Annotated in this window: 24 protein-coding genes and 1 other annotated feature; of the genes, 12 read left to right on the top strand and 12 right to left on the bottom strand. The window is 65.1% G+C overall.

The genetic code is table 11. The features are described 5' to 3' along the window. Positions 1-43: 43 nt before the first annotated feature. Positions 44-562, top strand: a complete 519-nt coding sequence (rimM, locus tag EAH84_RS09180; RefSeq protein ID WP_140871014.1) for a ribosome maturation factor RimM — start codon at positions 44-46, stop codon at positions 560-562. Positions 563-688: 126 nt separating this feature from the next. Here rimM and EAH84_RS09175 read toward each other — a convergent pair whose 3' ends face one another. Then, positions 689-1,606, bottom strand: coding sequence for an NAD(P)/FAD-dependent oxidoreductase (locus tag EAH84_RS09175; RefSeq protein ID WP_140871012.1), 918 nt, complete (start codon positions 1,604-1,606; stop codon positions 689-691). 50 nt (positions 1,607-1,656) lie between these two features. On the opposite strand from EAH84_RS09175, the gene EAH84_RS09170 reads away from it, so the two are divergent. The 5 genes from EAH84_RS09170 to EAH84_RS09150 all read left to right on the top strand — a co-directional run bounded on the left by EAH84_RS09170 (position 1,657) and on the right by EAH84_RS09150 (position 5,128). Next, entirely contained in the window at positions 1,657-1,926 is a 270-nt protein-coding gene (locus EAH84_RS09170; RefSeq protein ID WP_140871009.1) for an antitoxin, read from the top strand. Between the two features lie 3 nt (positions 1,927-1,929). Continuing rightward, positions 1,930-2,319: a type II toxin-antitoxin system VapC family toxin gene (locus EAH84_RS09165; RefSeq protein ID WP_140871007.1), complete on the top strand. Its 390-nt coding sequence runs from the start codon at positions 1,930-1,932 to the stop codon at positions 2,317-2,319. Continuing rightward, positions 2,316-3,044, top strand: coding sequence for a tRNA (guanosine(37)-N1)-methyltransferase TrmD (trmD, locus tag EAH84_RS09160; RefSeq protein ID WP_140871004.1), 729 nt, complete (start codon positions 2,316-2,318; stop codon positions 3,042-3,044). Before EAH84_RS09165 ends, trmD begins: the two co-directional genes overlap by 4 nt. Before the next feature lie 5 nt (positions 3,045-3,049). Next, a complete protein-coding gene (gene rplS / locus EAH84_RS09155; protein ID WP_140871001.1) occupies positions 3,050-3,445 on the top strand; it encodes a 50S ribosomal protein L19 in 396 nt (131 codons plus the stop codon). 113 nt (positions 3,446-3,558) lie between these two features. Further along, positions 3,559-3,611: a sequence feature (sul1 is cis-regulatory element that is thought to sense ions involved in sulfur or methionine metabolism; They are found in Alphaproteobacteria), on the top strand. A 35-nt stretch (positions 3,612-3,646) separates the two neighbouring features. Continuing rightward, entirely contained in the window at positions 3,647-5,128 is a 1,482-nt protein-coding gene (locus EAH84_RS09150) for a SulP family inorganic anion transporter (RefSeq protein ID WP_140870999.1), read from the top strand. A 7-nt stretch (positions 5,129-5,135) separates the two neighbouring features. Here the strand turns inward: EAH84_RS09150 and EAH84_RS09145 are convergent, their stop codons facing one another. The 5 genes from EAH84_RS09145 to EAH84_RS09125 all read right to left on the bottom strand — a co-directional run bounded on the left by EAH84_RS09145 (position 5,136) and on the right by EAH84_RS09125 (position 10,820). After that, the gene (locus EAH84_RS09145; protein WP_241656526.1) at positions 5,136-5,828 is read right to left on the bottom strand and encodes a L,D-transpeptidase family protein; all 693 of its coding nucleotides are present in this window, start codon (positions 5,826-5,828) and stop codon (positions 5,136-5,138) included. A gap of 145 nt (positions 5,829-5,973) precedes the next feature. Beyond that, positions 5,974-8,010, bottom strand: a complete 2,037-nt coding sequence (gene rpoD / locus EAH84_RS09140) for an RNA polymerase sigma factor RpoD (RefSeq protein WP_140870996.1) — start codon at positions 8,008-8,010, stop codon at positions 5,974-5,976. Beyond that, positions 8,010-9,866: a DNA primase gene (gene dnaG / locus EAH84_RS09135; protein WP_140870993.1), complete on the bottom strand. Its 1,857-nt coding sequence runs from the start codon at positions 9,864-9,866 to the stop codon at positions 8,010-8,012. Before dnaG ends, rpoD begins: the two co-directional genes overlap by 1 nt. Further along, positions 9,863-10,258, bottom strand: coding sequence for a GIY-YIG nuclease family protein (locus EAH84_RS09130; RefSeq protein ID WP_140870990.1), 396 nt, complete (start codon positions 10,256-10,258; stop codon positions 9,863-9,865). The genes dnaG and EAH84_RS09130 overlap by 4 nt, the downstream gene beginning before the upstream one ends. Positions 10,259-10,367: 109 nt before the next feature. Beyond that, on the bottom strand, positions 10,368-10,820 hold the full coding sequence (locus EAH84_RS09125) for a GatB/YqeY domain-containing protein (protein ID WP_140870987.1): 453 nt from the start codon (positions 10,818-10,820) through the stop codon (positions 10,368-10,370). A gap of 96 nt (positions 10,821-10,916) precedes the next feature. Between EAH84_RS09125 and carA the strand changes: the two genes are divergently transcribed. From carA to greA, 4 genes are read left to right on the top strand one after another with little or no spacing between them, the layout of a single operon-like run. After that, on the top strand, positions 10,917-12,200 hold the full coding sequence (gene carA, locus EAH84_RS09120) for a glutamine-hydrolyzing carbamoyl-phosphate synthase small subunit (protein ID WP_140870982.1): 1,284 nt from the start codon (positions 10,917-10,919) through the stop codon (positions 12,198-12,200). Beyond that, positions 12,200-12,604 carry a hypothetical protein gene (locus EAH84_RS09115; RefSeq protein ID WP_140870979.1) on the top strand — a complete coding sequence of 135 codons (405 nt, stop codon included), beginning with the start codon at positions 12,200-12,202 and terminating at the stop codon, positions 12,602-12,604. Before carA ends, EAH84_RS09115 begins: the two co-directional genes overlap by 1 nt. Before the next feature lies 1 nt (position 12,605). Further along, complete coding sequence (carB, locus tag EAH84_RS09110) at positions 12,606-15,962, top strand: carbamoyl-phosphate synthase large subunit (protein WP_140870976.1); 3,357 nt, start codon at positions 12,606-12,608, stop codon at positions 15,960-15,962. A gap of 60 nt (positions 15,963-16,022) precedes the next feature. Then, on the top strand, positions 16,023-16,499 hold the full coding sequence (gene greA, locus EAH84_RS09105; RefSeq protein ID WP_140870970.1) for a transcription elongation factor GreA: 477 nt from the start codon (positions 16,023-16,025) through the stop codon (positions 16,497-16,499). Positions 16,500-16,533: 34 nt separating this feature from the next. Here the strand turns inward: greA and EAH84_RS09100 are convergent, their stop codons facing one another. From EAH84_RS09100 to EAH84_RS09080, 5 genes are all read right to left on the bottom strand, one after another. Next, positions 16,534-16,761 carry a DUF4170 domain-containing protein gene (locus EAH84_RS09100; protein ID WP_140870966.1) on the bottom strand — a complete coding sequence of 76 codons (228 nt, stop codon included), beginning with the start codon at positions 16,759-16,761 and terminating at the stop codon, positions 16,534-16,536. Between the two features lie 62 nt (positions 16,762-16,823). Beyond that, the gene (locus EAH84_RS09095; RefSeq protein ID WP_140870962.1) at positions 16,824-17,189 is read right to left on the bottom strand and encodes a hypothetical protein; all 366 of its coding nucleotides are present in this window, start codon (positions 17,187-17,189) and stop codon (positions 16,824-16,826) included. Between the two features lie 31 nt (positions 17,190-17,220). Continuing rightward, a complete protein-coding gene (locus EAH84_RS09090) occupies positions 17,221-17,535 on the bottom strand; it encodes a phosphatase (protein ID WP_140870939.1) in 315 nt (104 codons plus the stop codon). Continuing rightward, positions 17,532-17,876 (bottom strand): phage holin family protein, encoded by a 345-nt coding sequence (locus EAH84_RS09085; protein ID WP_241656525.1) that lies wholly within the window; start codon positions 17,874-17,876, stop codon positions 17,532-17,534. The genes EAH84_RS09090 and EAH84_RS09085 overlap by 4 nt, the downstream gene beginning before the upstream one ends. Positions 17,877-17,878: 2 nt before the next feature. Next, positions 17,879-18,379, bottom strand: coding sequence for a hypothetical protein (locus EAH84_RS09080; protein ID WP_140870934.1), 501 nt, complete (start codon positions 18,377-18,379; stop codon positions 17,879-17,881). A 166-nt stretch (positions 18,380-18,545) separates the two neighbouring features. On the opposite strand from EAH84_RS09080, the gene eno reads away from it, so the two are divergent. Next, positions 18,546-19,823 (top strand): phosphopyruvate hydratase, encoded by a 1,278-nt coding sequence (gene eno, locus EAH84_RS09075; RefSeq protein WP_140870931.1) that lies wholly within the window; start codon positions 18,546-18,548, stop codon positions 19,821-19,823. A gap of 20 nt (positions 19,824-19,843) precedes the next feature. After that, on the top strand, positions 19,844-20,167 hold the full coding sequence (locus tag EAH84_RS09070) for an FtsB family cell division protein (protein ID WP_241656524.1): 324 nt from the start codon (positions 19,844-19,846) through the stop codon (positions 20,165-20,167). A 129-nt stretch (positions 20,168-20,296) separates the two neighbouring features. Here EAH84_RS09070 and EAH84_RS09065 read toward each other — a convergent pair whose 3' ends face one another. Continuing rightward, positions 20,297-21,163, bottom strand: coding sequence for an alpha/beta fold hydrolase (locus tag EAH84_RS09065; RefSeq protein ID WP_140870928.1), 867 nt, complete (start codon positions 21,161-21,163; stop codon positions 20,297-20,299). Between the last annotated feature and the right edge of the window lie 81 nt (positions 21,164-21,244).

Raw genomic sequence — 21,244 nt, 5'->3', positions numbered from 1 at the left:
AACGACGGCGTCTCATCGCCCGCTCCCGCCGAAGGACCGGACGATGAGCCCGGCGAAAACCGTGGATCGACCAAGGGCTGACGCCGCGGTCACGCTGGCGGTCGTCATCGGTGCGCATGGCATCGGCGGGCAGGTGCGGCTCAAGGTCTTTGCCGAGAATTTCGGGGCATATCGCTCGTTCAACCACGGTGCGCTGACGCTGGTGTCGTCGGCACCGGGCAACAACGGGCTGATCGTGCGCTTTGCCGAAGTGCCCGACCGCACTGCTGCCGAAGCGCTGCGCGGGACCGAACTTACCGTGCCGCGCGCGTCGCTGCCCGCTCTGGGCGAGGGCGAATATTATCATGCCGACCTGCTCGGATTGCCGGTGGTGTCGACGACGGGCGAGGCGATCGGCACCGTCGTCGCGATCGATGATTTCGGCGCGGGGGACGTCATCGAGATTGAGCGTGAGGCGATCGACGGCGCACCGGGCAAACGCTTCATGGTGCCGATGAACGCCGATGCGGTGCCCGAATGGGATGACGCGCGACTGATCGTCGCGGCGGACTTCGTCGAATAGCTCAGAGCTGGATGGCGTTGGATTGATCGGAGTCTAAACCGTTCGCTCTGAGCTTGTCGAAGGGCCTGGGTCTCACCGTGCTTCGACAAGCTCAGCACGAACGGGTCCAGGTTCGGGCATTTTCCCTCAGCGGCGAAGCGGGGCGCGTTCGCTCAGCAGGTTGCGGATCGTCGTCGCGGCGACCCCGGCCTCGCCCATCGCATGGCTGATCTGATCCAATCCCTTGACAACGTCGCCCGCCGCGAAGAGCCCGGGGACGGTGGTGCGCATATGCGCGTCGACCTCCAGGCAGCCATCATCGCTGGCAGTCGCGCCCGCGTCGATCGCGAGCCGCGAGCGGATCACCGAGCCCAGCGCAGGATAGACACTGTCGAACGCCAACCGCCCGCGCGCGGTGTCGAACGCGAGGCGGTCATCCTCGATCGCATAGCCGCCGCACGGGCCGTCGATGCGGACGATCCCCGCTTCGTCGAGCGCGCGTTCGCAGGCGGGATCGAGCTGGTGTCCGGCATCGGGCGCGACGAGCGTCACGTCGCTTGTGTAGCCGCGCAGGAACAGCGCCTCGCGCATCCCGTGATCGCCGGTGCCGATGACGCCGACGCGCTGGTCGGTGACCTCGTAGCCGTCGCAGACCGGGCAATAGCGGAGCAACCCTGCTGCGAGCGCGCGGTCGTGGAGCGCGGGATCGATATCGGGTCGGTTGTTGACCACCCCGGTCGCGAGCAGAACGGTGCGCGCGGCATAGTGACCATGATCGGTGGTGACGGTGAAATGATCGCCGTCGGGCGCGATCCGGGTCACGGCGACCTGTTCACGGACCGCGCTGTAGCGCTCCGCCTGCGCGAGCATCCGCGCGAGGAGGTCGGGGCCAGCGATGCCGTCCGGGTAGCCCGCGTGGTTGCGGGTACACGGGATCGTTGCGGCGCGGCTCGACCCGCAATCGAACAGCCGGATCGAAAGATGGAATCGCGCGAGGTAGATCGCCGCGGTGAGGCCGGCGGGGCCGGCGCCGATGATGATGCAGTCGTCCCACCTGTCCGACATCTTGTCGCGCTCCGCCAATGTGTATACATCACGTATATACGGAGGCTTCGATGAGCAAGGAATATCGCGCGAAGGTGTTCAAGTCAGGCAATTCGCTCGCGCTGCGACTCCCCAAGGCGCTCGGCTTGCGCGAAGCGGATGACGTGGTGGTGGTGTCGCACGCGGATAGCGGGTTTTCGTTTTGGCGCGAAACCGATGCCGCTGCGGTGCTCGATGGCCTCTACGGCGCGTTCTCGCCGGGCTTCATGGCGGGTGGGCGCGACGACATCGAACAGGAGGAGCGCGACTGGGGTAAATCCTCGCGCGGCCAGGCTGCCTGATCGGTGTACCTGCTCGATACGAATGCATGCCTGGACTTCACGCTGGCGCGAAGCGATCGGCTGCGCGCGCGTGTCCGTGCCCAGAACGGCGTCGGCATGGCTATTTCCTCGATCACGCTTGCCGAGTTGCGCTTCAGCGCGGGTCGGTTGCAGAGCGACCCGGCCGACGAACGGCGGCTGGACGTGTTCGTCAGCATCCTGGTCGTGCATCCGTTCGATGACGATGCAGCCGAGGCCTACGGTAAGCTAGGAGCCCAGATCGCGGTTCGCCGGAATAGCTTCGACCGATTAATCGCAGCGCACGCGCTGTCGTTGGGGCTGACGCTGGTCACCAACAACGAGCGCGACTTCGCCGATATTCCCGGGCTTCGCGTCGAGAACTGGACGCTGTGACCTTCGCCACCACCATCCTCACGCTTTACCCCGAGATGTTTCCCGGCCCCCTTGGCGCGTCGCTCGCCGGACGGGCGCTGGGCGAGGGGAAATGGTCGTGCGCGGCGGTGCAGATCCGCGACTTCGCGACGGACAAGCATCGATCGGTCGACGATACCCCGGCGGGCGGGGGCGCGGGGATGGTGTTGCGCGCGGATGTCGTCGCGGCGGCGATCGACGCGCACGCGGATCAGCGCCCGCTGCTGGCGATGACACCGCGGGGCAAGCCGTTGACGCAGGCGAAGGTCCGGGCGCTAGCCGCGGGGCCGGGAGTGACGATCCTGTGCGGTCGGTTCGAGGGGTTCGACGAGCGCTTGTTCGAAGGACGCGAGATCGAGGAAGTGTCGATCGGCGACTATATCTTGTCGGGGGGCGAGATGGGCGCGCTGGTGCTGCTCGATGCTTGCATTCGGCTGCTCCCCGGCGTAATGGGCGCGGCTTCTAGCGGCGTGGACGAGAGCTTCGAAACGGGGCTGCTCGAATACCCGCATTATACCCGACCTGCGATATGGGAAGGGCGCACGATCCCCGAAGTGCTGCGATCGGGGGATCATGCGAGGATCGATGCCTGGCGACACGCCCAGGCGGAGACCGATACACGGCTACGGCGGCCGGACCTTTGGGAGCGCCATCAGGGTGCTCGGGTCCAGTCGCCCTCTGGCGCGCGGCGACGGACTGAGGACTAACCGACGTGAACCTGATCCAGACGCTCGAAGCCGAGCAGATCGCCAAATTCCACGAGACCAAGAGCATCCCCGAATTCCGCCCCGGCGATACGCTGAAGGTCGGCGTGAAGGTTGTCGAAGGCGAGCGCACGCGCGTCCAGAATTACGAAGGGGTGTGCATCGCGCGTTCGAACCGCGGGATGGGCAGCTGCTTCACGGTCCGCAAGATGAGCTTCGGCGAAGGCGTCGAGCGCGTCTTCCCGCTCTATTCGCCCAATGTCGAATCGATCGTCGTCGTCCGTAAGGGCGCGGTGCGGCGGGCGAAGCTCTATTATCTGCGTGGCCGGACCGGCAAGTCGGCCCGGATCGCCGAGCGTCGCGACCCGCGTCCCCCGAAGAACGCACCCGCCCCGGCGGAGTGATCTTCGCCTGAGGCGATGCGAACGGGGTGCCGGAGCGGATGCTGCGGCGCCCTTTTTGCGTGAGGCCACTGCGGGTTGCTTTTTACTGCTATTACTGCGATGCAGCATGATACGACGGACCCGCTCGAGCGGGTGGCTCGGCCCGGCGCCTATCCCCGGGACCATGCGGGCGTTGTCCCGCACCACGATCTGGACCTTCCCATGACACTATCCGCCACGCTTCGCCGCGACTGGCTCTCGAACCCGCGTGTCGACATCCTTGCCGGAATCGTCGTCGCGCTCGCGCTGATCCCCGAGGCGATTGGTTTTTCGATCATCGCGGGTGTCGATCCACGCGTCGGGCTGTACGCCTCGGTCGCGATCGCGATGGTGATTTCGTTCACCGGCGGGCGGCCCGGCATGATCTCCGGGGCCACCGCTGCGGTGGCGGTCGTCGTGGTGCCGCTGGTGCGTGACCATGGCGTCGAATATTTGTTCGCCGCGACGATCCTGATGGGATTGATCCAGGTGCTGGCGGGGCTCGCGCGGCTCGACCTGGCGATGCAATTCGTGTCGCGATCGGTGATCACCGGGTTCGTCAACGCGCTCGCGATCCTGATCTTCATGGCGCAACTGCCGCAGCTGACGCAAGTCGGCTGGGAGACCTATGCGATGGTCGCGGGCGGGCTGGCGGTGATCTATCTGTTTCCGCGGGTGTCGAAGGCGGTGCCATCGCCGCTGGTCGCCATCCTGGTGCTGACCGCGATCAGCATCGGGGTGGGCGCGCACGTCAACACCGTCGGCGACATGGGCAAGCTGCCGCAAGGGCTCCCCAGCATCGTCCTGCCCAACGTACCGCTGACGTGGGATACGCTCAGGATCATCGCGCCCTATTCGCTGACGATGGCCGCGGTCGGGCTGTTAGAATCGCTGCTGACCGCGCAGATCGTCGACGACATGACCCACACCGACAGCGACAAGCGCCGCGAATGCGCGGGGCAGGGCGGCGCGAACATCGTCGCCGCGCTGGTCGGGGGCATGGGTGGATGCGCGATGATCGGCCAGTCGGTGATCAACGTCACCAGCGGCGGGCGCGGGCGGCTGTCGACCTTTACCGCGGGTGCGTTCCTGTTGTTCCTGCTCGCGGTGCTCGGCCCGTTCGTGGGGCGGGTGCCGATGCCCGCGCTGGTCGCGGTGATGATCATGGTATCGATCGGAACGTTCAGCTGGAATTCGATCCCGAACCTGCGCCGCCACCCCTGGCCGTCGTCACTGGTGATGCTGGCGACGGTGGTCGTCGTGGTCGCGGCGCACGATCTGGCCAAGGGGGTGCTGACCGGCGTGCTGCTGTCCGGGATTTTCTTCGCGGGGAAGGTGCGGCGGATGTTTGCGGTCGAACGTGTGCAGGACGGCGAGACCGCGATTTATCGCGTCACGGGGCAGTTATTCTTCGCCTCGGTCGACCGGTTCACGCGCGAATTCGATCGGCGACGCGGCGATGCGCGGCAGGTCGTGATCGACGTGACCGCGGCGCATTTCTGGGACATTTCGGCGGTGGGTGCGCTCGACAAGATCGTCGCCACGTTACGGCGAGAAGACGTCGCGGTCGAGGTGATCGGCTACAACCGCGCGAGTGCGGATCTGGTCGACAAGTTCGCGTTGCATGACAAGACCGGCGTCGAGATCGGACTCGCGCCGCACTGAGACGTTGCTAGCGCGCGACGATCGATTGGCCGACGCCGATCATCTTGTCCTTGGTCACGATGACCTTGTCGCCGAGCTTGACCACCCCGAACAGCTTCCTGGCGAGGCCGAGCGGGATGCCGATACAGCCGTGGGTCGCATTTTCGTATTTGATCTCGCTGCCGTGGATCGACACCCCGTCGTTGGTCAGCCGCAGCATGTACGGCATCGGCGCGTCGTAGAGGTTCGAGATATGGTCGGCGTCCTTCTGCGTGATCGGGAAGGTGCCGAGCGGGGTGTCCATGCCCTTGGCGCCGAAGATGATCGCGGCGGTGCCGATCTCGTACCCGTTGCGGAACACCGACAAGGTTTCGGCGCCGAGGTCGACGGTGATCACGATCGGCCCGGCAGGCGCGCCGGTCGTGTCCCAGAAATAGGTGCCGTAGGGGATCGGCCCGCCGGTATCGAGGATGTGCTTGACGACGAAGCGATCGTCGACCGGCGTTTTCGTGGTGGCGCTTGACGTCGCGGAAGGCGTCGCCGCGGGCGACGATCGCCTCGCGGCGCGAGGCGGCACGGCGCGCGCGATCGAGGCGCGGGGCGTACTGGCGCGGGCGGGCATGTTGTGGACCGCGGCGAAGAGCGGCAGCGCGACTAGCGGGGTCGCGAAGACGAGCCCCGCGACGATGCGCAGCCGCTGATTGGATAGGCGATCGGCCAACGATATCTCCTGATGTCATTGGGACGATGCGGCAACGCGCGTTAAGTTTCCACCCGTCCGTCACGCGCGTCCCAGCCTGGGACGAGACGCCGCTGCGGTAACCTTGCGGTTGCCGACTGGAACCCGGCGGTCGCCGGTGAACGGCCTATTGGTCGAGGAAGCTGCGCATCTTGCGGCTGCGGCTGGGATGCTTGAGCTTGCGCAGCGCCTTCGCTTCGATCTGGCGGATGCGCTCGCGCGTGACCGAGAACTGCTGGCCGACTTCCTCGAGCGTGTGGTCGGTGTTCATGCCGATCCCGAAGCGCATCCGCAGCACGCGTTCCTCGCGTGGGGTGAGCGACGCCAGCACCCGCGTGACGGTTTCCTTGAGGTTGGCCTGGATCGCGGCATCGACCGGGATCACCGCGTTCTTGTCCTCGATGAAATCGCCGAGGTGACTATCCTCCTCGTCGCCGATCGGCGTTTCGAGGCTGATCGGCTCCTTGGCGATCTTCATGACTTTCCGCACCTTTTCCAAGGGCATGGAGAGTCTTTCTGCCATTTCTTCTGGAGTGGGCTCGCGGCCCTGCTCGTGGAGGAACTGGCGGCTGGTGCGAACCAGCTTGTTGATCGTTTCGATCATGTGGACGGGAATGCGGATCGTGCGAGCCTGATCCGCGATGCTGCGCGTGATCGCCTGGCGGATCCACCAGGTCGCATAGGTGCTGAACTTATAGCCGCGGCGGTATTCGAACTTGTCGACCGCCTTCATCAGGCCGATGTTGCCTTCCTGGATGAGATCGAGGAACTGCAGCCCGCGGTTGGTGTATTTCTTCGCGATCGAGATGACGAGGCGCAGGTTCGCCTCGACCATTTCCTTCTTGGCGATCCGCGCTTCGCGCTCGGCCTTCTGGACCATGTTGACGATGCGGCGGAATTCGCCGAGCGCCATGCCGGTTTGCTGGCTGATTTCGGCGATCTCGACGCGGATACGATCGACCGCCTCGGCCTCGTTGGTGACGAACGCGGTCCATTTCTTGTCGAGCGACTTGACCGACGCGAGCCAGCTTTCGTCGAGTTCGTTGCCGATATAGCGGTCGAGGAAATCCTTGCGACTGACCTTATGGCGTTCGGCAAGCCGCAGCATCTGGCCACCGAGCGCGGTCAGGCGCCGGTTGTACGCATAGAGCTGGTCGACCAGGAATTCGATCTTGGCGTTGTGGAACTGGACACTCTCGACCTCGGCGGTGAGGTCTTCGCGCAGCTTCTGGTATTTGCGTTCCTCAGCCGCCGACAGCTCGCCGCCCGCGCTCATCGCGTCGAGTCGGCTGTGCTGGACCTTGCTGAATTTCTTGTAGAGCGCGGTGATGCTGGCGAAGCGTTCGAGCGCGATCGGCTTGAGCTGCTCCTCCATCTGCGCGAGGCTGAGGGTGTTGTCCTCCTCCTCGTCGTCGGACGGGCGCGGGGTGCGCCGTTCGGTCATGTCGTCCTCGTCCTCGTCGGCCGAGGCCTCCTCCTTGACGTCTTCTTCTTCCTTAAAGCTGGTCCCGGCGTTCTTTTCGCTGATCTCGCCGTCATCCTCGTCGGCGTTTTCGACCTGTTCTGGGGATGGCCCCTTCGAGAGCATCGCGTCGAGATCGAGGATCTCGCGCAGCTGCATCGTGCCTTCGTTGAGCGCGGTCGACCAATCGATGATCGAGGTGAAGGTGATCGGCGATTCGCACAGGCCGAGGATCATCGTGTCGCGACCGGCCTCGATCCGCTTGGCGATCGCGATCTCGCCCTCGCGGCTGAGCAGTTCGACCGCGCCCATCTCGCGCAGGTACATTCGGACGGGATCGTCGGTGCGATCGACCGTCTCCTTCTTCTTCACCTCGGGCGCCGGCGCGGTGCCCTGATCGGCGTCGACGGTCTCGACCTCGTCCTCGGGTTGCGGCTCGGCCTCGTCGCCGTCCTCGCCCGCTTCGTCGTTCTCGACGATGTTGATGCCCATTTCCGACAGCGCCGAGGTCATGTCCTCGATCTGGTCGGACGACATCTCGCCCTGCGGCAATGCCTCGTTGAGCTGGTCATAGGTGATGTAGCCGCGCTTCTTCGCACGGGCGATCACCTTCTTGACCGACGCGTCGTTCAGATCGATCAGCGGCGCATCGCCCGTGTCCGGTGCTTCAGCTGTGTCCGCCGCCATAGTCGCCTTAGCCATCAATTACCCTCGGATCCGAATGCTCGGGCGTCTTCGTTCGCTTGACATAGATTTGCAAGCCGATCCTCCAACGCCTGTTTCTCTCTCACCAATGCCACTTGCCGTTCGAACGCATCCGCGCAGACCGTCGCTTCCTCCCGGTCTATCATCGCCAGAGCCGCCGAGACTTCCGGTGCCGCGATCATGATCGAGATTGCTTCGTCTAAATCGGCGCGCGAACGGTCTGGATCGCCTGCTTCCTGCGTGAACGTGTAGGGCATGGTGTCGGCTCTCATCAGATCGCTAGCGATCGAATCGAACCCAGATTTGGCCAATATGGTGCGCAATCGGACGCTATCAAGCGCTTGATCTTCCAACGCTACATCAATGACCGCCTCGAAAAGTCGCCCGAATGCACCATCGATAAGGCGTAAGCTGCCCAGCACCTCCATATGTCGTGCAATTTCGGTCGGATGACGAATGAGCCCAGCCAAAATCGCCTTTGCCAACACGCGGTCTATTCCGCTTGCATGAAACTCCTTTGTATCCTGGGTGATCGGCGCGATCGGCGGCTTCCACGGGCCGGATCGTTTCTGGAACGGCACGAAGGGGCGGCGCTGCGGCGCGAATTGTTGGTCGAGGCGGCGGCGGAAATCGCGTTCATATTCGACCCGGACCGACTGATCGGCGATCGTTGAGGCCAGCTCCATCAGCCGCTGTTTCAGCCCGGCACGCTGTTCGGGGGTGTCGAGCGCCTCGGCGGCGTATTCGCTCGACCAGAGCCGATCGACCAGCGGTTCGGTCGCCTTCAGCAGCGCCTCCATCGCCGGTCGGCCGCCCGCCTTGACGAGGTCGTCGGGGTCCTGCCCCGGCGGCAAGGTCACGAACGCGAGGCTTTTGCCGGGGCTGAGCATCGGCAGCGCGCGGTGGGCCGCCCTCAGCGCCGCCTTCTGTCCCGCGCTGTCGCCGTCGAAGCAGAGGATGGGGACGTCGACCATCCGCCACAATCGCTCGAGCTGTGCCTCGGTCAGCGCGGTGCCGAGCGGCGCGACCGCCTCCGCGATCCCCGCCTGCGCGAGCGCGATGACGTCCATATAGCCTTCGACCACGAGCACGCGCCCCGCCTTGCGGCTGGCGGGGGCGGCCTGGTCGAGGTTGTAGAGCGTGCGGCCCTTGTCGAAGAGCGGGGTGTCGGGAGAATTCAGGTATTTGGGCTCGCCCTGATCCATGATCCGCCCGCCGAACGCGATGGTGCGGCCGCGCGCGTCGCGGATCGGGATCATCAGGCGCCCGCGGAACCGATCATAGGGCTCTTTCCCCTCCACCTGGATCAGCATCCCCGATTCGACGAGCATCGCGTCGCCATAGTCCTTGAGCGCGGCCTTCAATTTGCCGCGGCTGTCGGGCGCGAACCCCATCCCGAAGGCGCGCGCGGTTTCCGGCTTGATCCCGCGGCGGTCGAGCAGCGCGCGCGCCTCGGCACCGGGGAGGCCGTTGAGTTGCTCGGTGAACCAGGTCGCGGCGTCGGCCATCGCCTCATGGAGGCCCTTGGCGCGCTCGGCGCGTTCAGCGGACTGGCGGTCCATCGCGGGCATCTCGAGTCCCGCAGCCTGCGCCAGTTCCTTGACCGCGTCGATGAAGGGCAGCCCGCGCTGGTCGGTCATCCAGCGGATCGCGTCGCCATGGGCGCTACAGCCGAAGCAGTGATAGAACGCCTTGTCGTCGTTGACGTAGAACGATGGGGTCTTTTCGTTGTGGAACGGACAGCAGCCGCGCATCTCGCGGCCCGCTTTCTGCAGCTTGGTGGTCTTGCCGATCAGCGCCGACAGCGACGTGCGTGCGCGCAGTTCGTCGAGGAAGGCGGGGGTGAGGGTCATGCGGTGGGGATTTCGCTCGGGGCACGTGCTTCGACACGCTCAGCACGAACCTGGTAGGAGGGAGCGGTGGGATCCACCCCAGCCGTTCGTCCTGAGCTTGTCGAAGGACGTGTCCCACATGCCCGCGCCAATTGGGACAGGCGTTCCCAATCGCCCGCGACCAGCGCCTCCTTCTTCGCGTGCGACCAGCCTTTGATTCGCCGCTCTGCCTCAAGCGCTTCCAGACGGGATGGAAAATCCTGTGCCCAGGCGAACCACACCGGCTGGCGGCGCGCGGTGTAATCCGACCCGCGCCCGGAACGGTGCGCGCCGATTCGTGACTCAAGATTATCGCAGTGACCCGCGTAAAAGCTGCCGTCGCCGCAACGGAGAAGGTAAGCCCAGAACGCCATCCGCGACCTATGCCACGGTCCAACGATTCGGGCGAGTGTTTCGCGCTGGATACGTCCTTCGACAAGCTCAGGACGAACGGGATAGAGGAATGCCCCTGTTCGAAGGGCGTTAGCTCAACGCCGCCTTCACCAGCCCGCTCGCCTTGCTCATGTCGAGTTCGCTGGCGTGGCGCGCCTTTAGTTCGGCCATGACGCGGCCCATGTCCTTCATGCCCGTCGCGCCGAGTTCGGTCTTGATCGCCTCGATCGCGGCGGTGGTGTCGGCCTCGCTCAATTGCGCGGGGAGGAAGCGTTCGATGACCGCGACCTCGGTTTTCTCGGCGTCGGCGAGTTCCTGGCGACCGCCCTTTTCGTACATCTCGATCGATTCGCGGCGCTGTTTGACCATTTTCTGGAGCACCTCGACGACGAGCGCCTCGTCATCGTCGGGGGCTTTCCCGGTGCGCGCTTCGATGTCGCGGTTCTTGATCGCGGCTTGAATCAGGCTGACCGCGTTGCGGGTGTCCTTGTCGCCGGCCTTCATGGCGGCGATCTGGGCGGCTTTGATGTCATCTCGAATCATGGAAAAGGCCCTTATCAGATTGACGCAAGCGGCGCGCGTCCTTAGCGAGCGGGGCTTAGCGACATCGTTGACCCCAAGTGGAGTGCCCGCCAGACCATGGCCGACGCCAATCATAGTGCTGCGCCTAATGGAGCGACCGGGGTGCTCGTCCTCGCGAACGGCGAGATCGCGTGGGGGCGGGGCTTCGGCGCGGAAGGGCAAGCAGTCGGCGAGGTGTGTTTCCACACCGCGATGACGGGCTATCAGGAGATCATGACCGATCCCAGCTTCGCGGGGCAGATCGTCACCTTCACCTTCCCGCATATCGGCAATGTCGGCGCGAACCCCGACGATGTCGAGGCGGACATGCCGCATGCGCTCGGCATGATCGTGCGCGAGGACGTGACCGCGCCGTCGAGCTTCCGCGCGGTCGAGCGGCTCGACGGGTGGATGCAGCGGCATGCGCGGATCGGGCTGTCGGGGATCGATACGCGCGCGCTGACGCGGCGGATCAGGGCGGGTGGCGCGCCCAATGGGGTGATCGCGCATTCACCCGATGGAGTGTTCGATGTCGAGGCGCTGCTCGCAATGGCGCGGGCGTGGCCGGGGCTCGAGGGGATGGACCTTGCCAAGGAGGTCACGCGCGCAACGCACGGCGGGTGGGGCGATGATCGCGCGGGCGGCGTGTGGCGGCTGGGGTTCGGGTATGGGGAGAGCGGTGCGCCCAGGGCAGGTCCTTCGACAGGCTCAGGACGAACGGAAGAGGGGGGACAGGGCGCCTTATTAACCCCCGTTCGTCCTGAGCTTGTCGAAGGACGTGGCCAGCTGAACCGCCCCCACGTCGTTGCGATCGATTACGGCAGCAAACACAATATCTTCCGCAACCTGGTCGAGGCGGGCGCGCAGGTGTCCGTCGTCCCCGCCACCGCGAGTTTCGAACAGGTGATGGCGTTGAAGCCCGACGGGATTTTCCTGTCGAACGGCCCGGGCGATCCGGCGGCGACCGCGGACTATGCGGTGCCGGTGATCCGCGCGCTGCTCGACACCAAGTTGCCGCTGTTCGGGATTTGCCTGGGGCATCAGCTGCTCGGGCTCGCGCTGGGCGCGACGACGACCAAGATGTTCCAGGGGCATCGCGGTGCCAATCATCCGGTCAAGCGGCTGTCCGACGGCGCGGTCGAGATCACGAGCATGAACCACGGCTTTTCGGTCGAGCGTGACAGCCTGCCCGCGGGCGTCACCGAGACGCACGTGTCGCTGTTCGACGGTTCGAACGCGGGGATCGAAATCGACGGTGGCCGCGCGTTCAGCGTGCAATATCACCCCGAGGCGAGCCCGGGGCCGCAGGATAGTTTGTATTTGTTCGAGCGGTTTGTGGGATCACTGGAGCCGAAACCGTAATGCTTGCCGATGCTGATCAGAAATCGGTGTTGCTTCGGCTTCACGATCAAATCGATGAAGCGAGAGCAGAGCTATCTGCGGCCGAGATTGCCGAAAGTTTCCGACCACCAATAGAGCCGCTTGCGGTCGAAGGCGCGATCGCCGCACTCGTCCAGTCTGGTCTCGTGGTAAGCATATCACAATCGCCAACTCGGTATCGCATCAGCCGCGTTGGCATAAACGAGATAGAGCGCACTCACGATATATCGACTACAATCAATCCCGGCACGGGCATAATCCATCGCTCGTATTCAGAGCGCGCGTCGCGTCCAGACGAAGAATCACCGATTAACTGGACGAAGTGGGGCGTCATCCTAACCGCGATTGCGATCGCGGTAGCCATTCTTATCGCGGTAGTTTCTTGAAATGCCAAAACGCACCGACATCTCCTCCATCCTCGTGATCGGCGCGGGGCCGATCGTGATCGGGCAGGCGTGCGAGTTCGATTATTCGGGGACGCAGGCGATCAAGGCGCTCCGCGAGGAGGGCTATCGCATCGTCTTGGTCAATTCGAACCCGGCGACGATCATGACCGATCCCGAGCTGGCCGACGCGACCTATGTCGAGCCGATCACGCCCGCGATCGTCGCGAAGATCATCGAGAAGGAGCGGCCCGACGCGGTGCTGCCGACGATGGGTGGGCAGACCGCGCTCAACACCGCGCTGGCGCTATTCGAAAATGGCACGCTGGCGAAATACGGCGTGCAGATGATCGGCGCGGATGCCGAGGCGATCGACAAGGCCGAGGACCGGCTGAAGTTCAAGGACGCAATGACCAAGATCGGGCTTAACAGCGCCCGCTCTGCGATCGCGCATACCGTCGAGGAGGCGCTCGCGGGCCTCGAGGTGACGGGGCTGCCCGCGATCATCCGCCCCTCCTTCACGATGGGCGGATCGGGGGGCGGGATCGTCTATAACCGGTCCGAATTCGTCGATATGGTCCGCAACGGGCTCGACGCGTCGCCGACCACCGAGGTGCTGATCGAGGAATCGCTGCTCGGGTGGAAGGAATATGAGATGGAGGTGGTCCGCGACGCTGCGGACAATTGCATCATCATCTGTGCGATCGAGAATGTCGATCCGATGGGGGTCCATACCGGCGATTCGATCACCGTCGCGCCCGCGCTGACGCTGACCGACAAGGAATATCAGATCATGCGCAACGCATCGATCGCGGTGTTGCGCGAAATCGGTGTCGAAACAGGCGGTTCCAACGTCCAGTTCGCGGTCAATCCGAAGGACGGGCGGCTCGTCGTGATCGAGATGAACCCGCGGGTGTCGCGCTCCTCGGCGCTGGCGTCGAAGGCGACGGGGTTCCCGATCGCCAAGGTCGCGGCTAAGCTGGCGGTGGGCTATACGCTCGACGAGATCACCAACGACATTACCGGCGCGACCCCGGCGTCGTTCGAGCCGACGATCGATTACGTCGTGACCAAGATTCCGCGGTTCGCGTTCGAGAAGTTCAAGGGCGCCGAAGAGGTGCTCGGCACCGCGATGAAGTCGGTCGGCGAGGTCATGGCGATCGGGCGCAACATCCACGAATCGATGCAGAAGGCGCTCCGCGGGCTCGAGACGGGGCTGAGCGGGTTCAACACCGTCGACCGGCTCGTCGGCGCGCCGCGGGCGGAGATCGAGGCGGCGCTCGCGGTGGCGACACCCGATCGGCTGCTCGTCGCGGCCCAAGCCCTTCGGGAAGGGTTCACGGTCGCCGAGATCCACGCCATCGCCAAATACGACCCCTGGTTCCTCGAGCGAATCGAGGAGATCGTCGCGGCGGAGGTGACGATCTGCAAGGAGGGTCTGCCGATCGACGCGCCGGGGATGCGGCGGCTGAAGGCGATGGGGTTCAGCGACAAAAGGCTGGCGTGGCTGGCGCTGCAATCCGCGAATTTGCGCGGGATGGAGCGCGGCGTCGCTAGGGGAAGCGGGCTGATCCACGAGGTTGTCAAGGCAATGACCGGGGGCGTGACCGAGGACGAGGTGCGCGCGCATCGCGTGAAGCTGGGCGTGCGCCCGGTGTTCAAGCGGATCGACACCTGCGCCGCCGAGTTCGACGCCAAGACGCCGTATATGTATTCGACCTACGAAGCCCCGACCTTCGGCGAGCCGGAATGCGAGAGCGAGCCGACCGACCGGCGCAAGGTTGTGATCCTGGGCGGCGGGCCGAATCGAATCGGGCAGGGGATCGAGTTCGATTATTGCTGCTGCCACGCGTGTTTCGCGCTCGCTGACGCGGGCTATGAGACGATCATGGTGAACTGCAACCCGGAGACGGTGAGCACCGATTACGACACGAGCGATCGGCTGTATTTCGAGCCGCTGACCGCGGAGGACGTGCTCGAGATCCTCCATGTCGAGCAGCAGAGCGGCGAATTGGTCGGGGTGATCGTCCAGTTCGGCGGGCAGACCCCGCTCAATCTGGCGCGCGCGCTGGAGAAGGCGGGGATCCCGATCCTCGGCACCTCGCCCGACGCGATCGACCTCGCCGAGGATCGCGAGCGGTTTGCGGCGCTGGTCAACAAGCTGGGGCTCAAACAGCCGGCCAACGGCCTCGCGCGGAGCCGCGACGAGGCGATCGCGGCGGCGGAGCGGATCGGCTATCCGGTGCTGATGCGGCCGAGCTACGTGCTCGGGGGACGCGCGATGGAAATCGTCGACGGCCCCGCGCAGCTCGACCATTATATCGCGACCGCGGTCCAGGTGTCGGGCGACTCGCCGGTCCTGATCGACCAATATCTGCGCGACGCCATCGAGGTCGATGTCGACGCGATCTGCGATGGTGAGGACGTCGTGGTTGCGGGGGTGCTCCAGCATATCGAGGAGGCGGGGGTCCATTCGGGCGACAGCGCGTGTTCGATCCCGCCGTATTCGCTCAACCCGGAGGTGATCGCGGAGATCGAGCGGCAGACGGTGGCGCTGGCACACGCGTTGTCGGTCGTGGGGCTGATGAACATCCAGTTCGCGGTAAAAGATGGCGAGGTTTACCTCATCGAGGTCAATCCGCGCGCGTCGCGAACGGTGCCGTTCGTCGCCAAGGCGATCGGTGCCCCGATCGCGAAGATCGCGGCGCGGGTGATGGCGGGCGAGAAGCTGAAGGACTTGCCCGCGATCGACCGGCACATCGATTATTATGCGGTGAAGGAGGCGGTGTTCCCGTTCAATCGCTTCCCCGGGGTCGACCCGGTGCTGTCGCCGGAAATGAAGAGCACCGGCGAAGTGATGGGAATCGATCCCGATTTCACCACCGCGTTCGCCAAGTCGCAGCTCGGCGCGGGAACGATCCTGCCGACCGGGGGCACCGCGTTCGTCAGCGTCAAGGATGGCGACAAGGTGCAGATCGTCCCCGCGGTGCGATCGTTGATCGCGGCCGGGTTCCATGTCCTTGCGACCGGCGGCACCGCGGACTATCTCGCCACCGCGGGGCTGGCGGTGGAGAAGGTCAACAAGGTGGCGCAGGGGCGGCCGCATATCCTCGACCGGATCATGGACGGCGAGGTCGGGTTGATCTTCAACACCACCGAAGGGTGGCAGTCGTTGAAGGATTCGCAACCGATCCGCGCGGCAGCACTGACGCAGAAGATTCCGTATTTTACGACCGCGCCCGCCAGCGTCGAGGCGGCCAAAGCGATCGGACAGTCGCTGGCATCGCCGACGCGCTCCCTTGAAGTACGGCCATTACAATCCTATTATTCGCAATCGCACAACCGACCCCCACATGGATGATTGAGTGCGGCGGATCGTGACGATCCGCTTGGGGCGCGATTAATGGGAACAGGGACAGATATGGCCACCGTCGATAAGATGCCGATGCTTCAGGAAGGCTATGACACGCTGACTTCCGAGCTGAAACGGCTGAAGGCGGAACGGCCGCTGATCGTCGACGCGATCGAAGAAGCGCGCGCACACGGCGATTTGTCCGAAAACGCTGAATATCATGCCGCCAAGGAGCAGCAGGGCCAGAACGAGGCCACGATCAGCGATATCGAGGACAAGCTGAGCCGTGCGCAGATCATCGATCCGCTCGATCTGTCGGGCGACAAGGTGGTGTTCGGCGCGACGGTGACGCTGCGCGACGACGACGACAAGCCGATCACCTACCAGATCGTCGGCCAGACCGAGGCGAACGCCAGGAGCGGCCGGATTTCGTATAATTCGCCGATGGGCCGCGCGCTGATCGGGCGCAAGGTCGACGACGAGGTCGAAGTGTCGGTGCCCGCGGGCGACCGCTATTACGTGGTGTCGAAGATCGAATTCATCTAGTCGCCGCGGCCTCCCGGTTGGAAGGCCGGTCGGCTTAGCTCTCCGGCGTCAGCGCATCGGGTTCGAGCAAGCGGTGCAGGTGCACCACGACGAACTTCATCTCGGCATCGTCCACCGTGCGCTGCGCGACGGACCGCCATGCCTTTTCGGCGCTGGCATAGTCGGGAAAGATGCCGACGATGTCGAGATTCTTCGGATCGGCGAAATCGAGGGTGCGCGGGTCCTTGACGCGGCCGCCGAAGACGAGGTGGAGCTTGCTCATGCGAATTCCTGGATGGGGTGTTCGCGCGAGCCCCTAGCGCGCTTCGGCGGCGGGTTGAAGCGTTATGGCTTGGTGGTCGCCTGCTTCGCGGCTGCGGTGCCCGCGTTGCCGATCGCTCTGGCCACGCCCTGGAACAGCGATTTCGCCTGATCCTTCGCGGCACCCTTGGTCAGGCCCAACTCTTCGAGTTCGCTCTTGCCCGCATCCTTTGCGGCGTCGGTCGCGGCCCTGGCGCGCGCGCCCAGTTCCTTGCCAAGCGGGGCGAGCAGTTCCTTTTCGCGCTCCGAACGGGGCAACAGCGCACCGACGAGCGCGCCGACCGCCAGACCGCCCGCCAGGATCGCCAGGGGGTTCGATTCGATCGTCTCGGCGGTGCGCCGCGCGGCGTCGTGGGCGGCGCCCTGGGCGTGATCTTTGGTCTTGGTCATCATCAAATCCTTTTGAGCAGGCGTCGGATGATCAACTCAGATCACCGGCGTCGGTTTCGTGATCGCCGCGCGGGGTACGGCGAAAGAGCAGGGCGATGCGGTGGCGCGCGAGGAACAGCCCCGCCGCCGCGACCAGCCCGGTGAGAGTGCCGGGATAGCGACGTGCGGTCTCGACGCCCGCGATCGCCGCGGATTCGCCCGCGATCGTTGCATCGACCATCGCCTGTTTCGCGATCCGGCGGGGACTGAGCTTGGCCTTGAGGAGCCGCATCGAGGTGGTTACCCGATCGCGTTGCTCAGCAGCTTCGGCCTGGGCGGCGAGGAGGCGATCACCGGGATGGGTCATGCCGCGGTCTCCGGGTCGGGCCTGGCGAGCTTACTCTTGCCGATCAGCCCGAGCACACCTGCCAAAGCGAGCACGCCGACCACTACGATTGCGGTCGCGTAGCCGGGACCGACCAGCGTCGCGAGCGTCAGGATCATCCCGACGAGCAACGCGATCAGCGCGGCGAACGCCAGCGTGCCCGCGACGACGAAGAACACCACAGCGGTTCGATACGCAGCGACGCGCTCGCCGAGCCGCGCCTTCGCCAGCGCGATCTCCGCCTTCGCCAGACCGCGGGTGTCCTCGACCAACTGGCCGACCAGCGTCCCCACGCTGTCGCTGTCGTGTCCCCGGTTGAGCAAGATCAGGCCTTGTTGGTATCGATGCCGGACTGGATCACGCGGGCCAGCGCGAACCCCACCGCGGCGGCGATGCCGATCGCGACCCCAGGACTCTTGCGGACAAACGCGCGCGCGTCGTCGAGCAGTTCCTCGACATCCTTCTGTTCGATCTGGGTCGAAAACGCCGAGAGCTGGCTGGCGGCGCTACGGGCGTAGTCGCCATATTGCTGGCCGAGGCGCTCGTCGACCTGGGTTGCGGCGTCGTCGATCAGCCGGGAAACCTGGTTCAGGCCGCTGCCCGCCTTGGCCTTGCCGGTATCGGCGAGGCTGCGGACCTTGTCGGTCGCCTGCGCGCCGTATTTCGAGGCACCGTCCTTGATCGCCTGAGTCGCTTCGGCGGCCTTGGCGCTGAGCGTGCCGCCTTCGTCGTTGATCGTCGCACCCTTCAGCGGGGCAGCCTGATGCGTGCCGGACGCGGCGGTGGTGTCGGCATCGGTCATCGGGGTGGCGTCGGTATCGGCCATGGGCAATTCCCTTAGTGAGTGTACTGGTTCTTCAACCCCGCTTGCCGAGCGGTGGTTCCCTCGCGCCGACGATTGCGGCGCAAGCTGTTCCCTTGCGCCGCCGTTGCGGCGCAGGCGGCATCGCGATAGAGGCGGCGCCGCGCCCCACAGGTAGGAGCTTCGTTTCGTGACCGCAATAATCGACATCCACGGCCGCCAGATTATCGACAGCCGGGGCAATCCGACGGTGGAGGTCGACGTGCTGCTAGAGGATGGCAGTTTCGGCCGGGCAGCGGTGCCATCGGGCGCGTCGACCGGCAAGCACGAGGCGGTCGAAAAGCGCGACGGCGACGCGGCGCGCTGGGGCGGCAAGGGTGTCGACCAGGCCCTCAAAGCGGTGAACGGCGAGATTTTCGAACTCGTCGTGGGGATGGATGCCGAGGACCAGGGTGACCTCGACGCCGCGATGATTACGCTCGACGGGACCGCAAACAAGGCACGGCTCGGCGCGAACGCGATCCTCGGCGTCAGCCTGGCGGCGGCCAAGGCGGCATCGGATTCGCGTGGGCTGCCGCTGTATCGCTACGTCGGGGGCGTCAGCGCGCACGTCCTGCCGGTGCCGATGATGAACATCATCAATGGCGGCGAACATGCCGACAATCCGATCGACTTCCAGGAATTCATGATCGTCCCCGTTGGTGCCGAAACGATCGCCGAGGCGGTGCGGTGCGGATCGGAGATTTTCCACACGCTGAAGAAGGGGCTGAGCGACCAGGGGCTGGCGACCTCGGTCGGCGACGAGGGCGGGTTTGCGCCCAATATTGCGAGCACCAGCGACGCGCTCGATTTCATCATGGCGAGCATCGAGATGGCGGGATACACCCCCGGCGGCGACGTGATGCTCGCGCTCGATTGCGCGGCGACCGAATTCTACAAGGCCGGCAGGTACGAGATCGCGGGCGAGGGCAAGAGCCTCGATAGCCACGCGATGGCCGACTATCTCGCCGACCTGACCCGCCGCTATCCGATCTTTTCGATCGAGGACGGGATGGCCGAGGACGATTGGGAGGGCTGGACGGCGCTCACCGAGCTGATCGGCGACAAGGTGCAACTCGTGGGCGACGATCTGTTCGTGACCAACCCGGTGCGGCTGAAGCGCGGGATCGACGAGGGTGTCGCCAATTCGATCCTCGTCAAGGTCAACCAGATCGGGACGCTCAGCGAAACGCTGGCGGCGGTGTCGATGGCGAACCGCGCGGGCTATACCGCGGTGATGAGCCATCGCTCGGGCGAGACCGAGGATGCGACGATCGCAGATTTGGCGGTCGCGACGAATTGCGGGCAGATCAAGACGGGCAGCCTCGCGCGGTCCGACCGGCTCGCCAAGTACAACCAGTTGATCCGGATCGAGGAGCAATTGGGTGATGCCGCGCGCTACGCGGGCCGCAGCGTTATTCGCGCTTGATCCGCGAGTCGGAGGCGTAGATGGTGCGCGGCGTGTCCAGAGGTTCGGCCTTTCGCAAGACGTTACGCAAGGCGGCGCTGCCGGCGCTAGGGCTGACTCTGATGGCGTTTTTCGGTGCCTATGCGGTACTCGGCCCCAATGGCATCCTGGCCTATGGCGATTACAAGCGGAAGTTGGCGAAGCGCGAGCAGAGCTATGCGGCGCTGGAGCAGCAGCGCGAGACGCTAAAGAACCGGGTGCGGTTGCTCGACCCCGACCATGCCAACCCGGATATGGTCGATGAAATGACGCGCAAGGAGCTCAACGTCGTCCACCCAGACGAGGTGATCGTTCCGCTGAAGTAAGAAAGCGCGCGGTACCACCACCCCGGCGAACGCCGGGGCCCAGTTGGTGAGCGAGAATGACGCGCGCTGCGACCGATTACCGCAACATTCCAACTGGGTCCCGGCGTGCGCCGGGGTGGATACGCTTACTTAGGCTTCCATCGTTTCGGGCTGGCGTTGCTTGATCGCACCATTCGCCCCCAGGAACGTCAGCAGGTCGTTGGTGAAGCGATCGCTCTGCGTCGCGGTGAGGCCGTGGGGCGCGCCGTCATATTCGACGAGCTGGCTGTGCGCGATGCCCTTGGCGGCGGCGCGGCCCGCTGCGTCGATCGGGACGGTCTTGTCGCCGGTGCCGTGAACCACCAGCGTGGGAACGCGGAACGCGGGAAGATCGGGACGGAAATCGGTCATCGCGAACGCGGTCGCGCATTCGAGGATCGGCTTCAATCCGGCCTGATTCTGCGCCGACCATGCCCAATCGACCTGGGCCTGGCTAACGGGGTGATCGAGCATCCCGACGCCGTAGAAATCCTTGAAGAACGACTCGAAGAAGCCGTAGCGGTCCTGCTTGATCCCGTCGCCGATAGCCTTCAGATCCTCGGCGGGGGTGCCGTCGGGATTGTCATCGGTCTTGAGCATGTAGGGCACGACCGAGGAGACGAGCGCCGCGGCGACCACGCCCTTGCCGTCGTGACGGCTCATGTAGCGCGCGACCTCGCCGCCGCCCATCGAGAAGCCGACCAGCGTGGCGTCGGTGTCCGCACCCATTTCCCTCATGACGTCGGCCAGATCGTCGGTCATCGTATCATAGTCGTAGCCGCTCCACGGCTGGCCCGACCGACCGAACCCGCGGCGATCATAGGCGATCGCGCGAAAGCCGCTCTGTGCGAGCGCCATCGCCTGCGCGTCCCAGCTATCCGCGTTGAGCGGCCAGCCATGAATCAGAATGACGGGGCGGCCCGACCCCCAATCCTTGACGTAGAGATCGGTGCCGTCGCGGGTTTTGATCATGGGCATGGGGGGAAGCCTTCGGTTGCGGGTGGGTTCGCCCAATCAACGCGATGCCGCCATCGGCGTTCCATCGGCCCCATTTCATTG

The organism is Sphingomonas oligophenolica (assembly GCF_006438955.1).
In the GTDB taxonomy this organism is placed as follows: Bacteria; Pseudomonadota; Alphaproteobacteria; order Sphingomonadales; family Sphingomonadaceae; genus Sphingomonas; species Sphingomonas oligophenolica_A.
Note: the sequence above shows the minus strand (reverse complement) of the source record. Positions and strands in the feature narration are given on the sequence as shown.